Here is a 2015-nt window from a genome sequence, read left to right as displayed (position 1 = left end):
CTCGCGAAGAAGTTCAACAAAACCTATTCTGCTGGGTTTAAGTACGGTATGTACTCAGCGGGTGATGCTGGCACTAACAAAGTTGATACAGATAAAGCTTGGTTGTGGTTAGGTGCGAAGTTCTAATTAGTTGAGCTCCCTTAGCTAATTTTGCCGCCAATGTATTTCTGATACTTGGCGGCTTTTTTAGTTGGTTCGATCGTTTTGCTAAATAGCCGCATCTAGCAGCAAGAATCCTTCGCGTCCTGCGACAAAGATGACAGAGCACCACGCGAACGTAATGATTGTGATTTCAAGCAGAATTGAACGGCGGCTTTGCTTAAAGCGTCGGGCAATCACTGCATAGGTCGGTATGCCGATTAGAATTGGCGCAAGCACCGCTGATCCTCGTTTTCCGTACCTCTTCCAGATTCTAAGCACCTTTCTTAGATGCTTGTTGAATCCTTTTCGTTTCGACTGAAGTTTTTTTACCCACAAGTCAGTCAAAAACAACACGCTCACCGAAGATGATAGTGCAGCACCTAGATTGAATAAAAGCATCTCGATATAACTAAAACCGCTGCCCGCAGCAATGAATGGGCCTAGGTAGGTTTTCCACAGACTTAAAAAGTACATGGTCGCAGCTTGCAGGAAATACGTGTCGTCCATTTGTTCGCACTACTATTTATTTTGCGTTGATTGTGCGCGACTCTTTAATCAGCAGCAAGGCAAGAATGGTTTTTATGCGATTCAGTTGTACTGAGGCCTTATCGTCTCGTAAGTTGATTAAAGGCGACTCGAAGATCCTCTTTAGAAGTAATGCCGTGCAGAGTATTCGTTAGTCTTCCGTGCTTGTTGAATAGCAATAGCGTTGTCTTAGGGGCTTGGTATTTGCCAGCGAAAGTTTTGCCTTTCTTGTTGGCGAGGTTAGCAATTTTGAATTGTATGTCCTCGTCATACTCGGATTGGAGTGCATCTACGTTGCGCTTTAGTTGTGCGCAATTTGGGCAGTTTGGATCATGTACTTGAACCACAGTCGCTGTGCCATTGCCGATCACGGAAAGATCCTGTGTTGTCTGAATCACGTGACTATAGGCTGTTAGGCAAACGCCAAGAAAGGCTGCGAATACAGCGCTAATTCCAAGTTTTTTCAGGGTCTTAGGTGTAATTTTTTTACGTTTTACTTTTTGAGTTTTAGTAGTAGATGATTTCCCATGGCGTGCCATGATGCCTCCAGTGCGATTCTTTGCTGCTGAAAAAGATAGGGCTCTTGTGACATTCACGGTATAAAAAAGTTCATTCCAGTAAGGGATCTGGGCATGTCATCTTATGCCGTGATACATTCGTATAGTTAATCTTCGATCACAACAACAAACAGATTAAGCGGTAGCGACTTTCCATGATTATTAATCAAGATACTTTGAACTTCCTTCTTTATGACGTGTTTCAAGCAGAGGCTCTTACTGAGTTAGATGCCTACAAAGACCATGATCGTAGTACCTTTGATGGTGTTATCGATACGTCGCTTAAAATCGCACAAGACTACTTCTTACCGCACAACGCGAAGGCTGACGCAAATGAGCCAAGCTTTGATGGTGAAAGCGTATCGACCATTCCTGAGGTGAAAGAAGCGTGGAAGTATTTTACTGAAGCTGGATTGATTAATGCGCGTCATCGATTTGATGAGGGTGGAATGCAGCTGCCTGCGTTGGTGCATTCAGCATGTATGGGTTTGTTTACAGGCGCGAATCCGAGCACGGCTGGTTATCCATTCTTAACGAGTGCGGCATCGAATCTTATTCATGCGTTTGGGAGCGAAACCCAAAAAAGCTTGTATCTAGATGGAATGTTCTCTGGACGATTTGCTGGAACCATGGCTTTAACGGAACCGAATGTTGGTTCGAGTCTGGGAGATCTGACAACAAAAGCCACACCTCAAGACGATGGCAGCTACCGCTTGAAAGGTCAGAAGATGTATATCTCTGGTGGCGATCAAGATATCACCGAAAATATTATTCATTTGGTGCTCGCGCGCG

Annotated in this window: 3 protein-coding genes; 1 reads left to right on the top strand and 2 read right to left on the bottom strand. The window is 44.3% G+C overall.

Going from position 1 to position 2015, the window contains the following annotated elements:
- Nucleotides 1-207: 207 nt before the first annotated feature.
- Both A3738_RS12735 and A3738_RS12730 read right to left on the bottom strand, forming a co-directional pair.
- The gene (locus A3738_RS12735; protein ID WP_068473270.1) at nucleotides 208-648 is read right to left on the bottom strand and encodes a hypothetical protein; all 441 of its coding nucleotides are present in this window, start codon (nucleotides 646-648) and stop codon (nucleotides 208-210) included.
- A gap of 98 nt (nucleotides 649-746) precedes the next feature.
- Nucleotides 747-1205, bottom strand: a complete 459-nt coding sequence (locus A3738_RS12730) for a thioredoxin family protein (RefSeq protein WP_068473266.1) — start codon at nucleotides 1203-1205, stop codon at nucleotides 747-749.
- 173 nt (nucleotides 1206-1378) lie between these two features.
- Between A3738_RS12730 and A3738_RS12725 the strand changes: the two genes are divergently transcribed.
- Nucleotides 1379-2015, top strand: a 637-nt coding sequence (locus A3738_RS12725; RefSeq protein ID WP_197473839.1) for an acyl-CoA dehydrogenase family protein, incomplete at its 3' end; no start/stop codon positions are given.

The sequence above is a fragment of the Oleiphilus sp. HI0066 genome (genome assembly GCF_001635725.1).
This window is presented reverse-complemented; position numbering and strand designations above follow the sequence as displayed.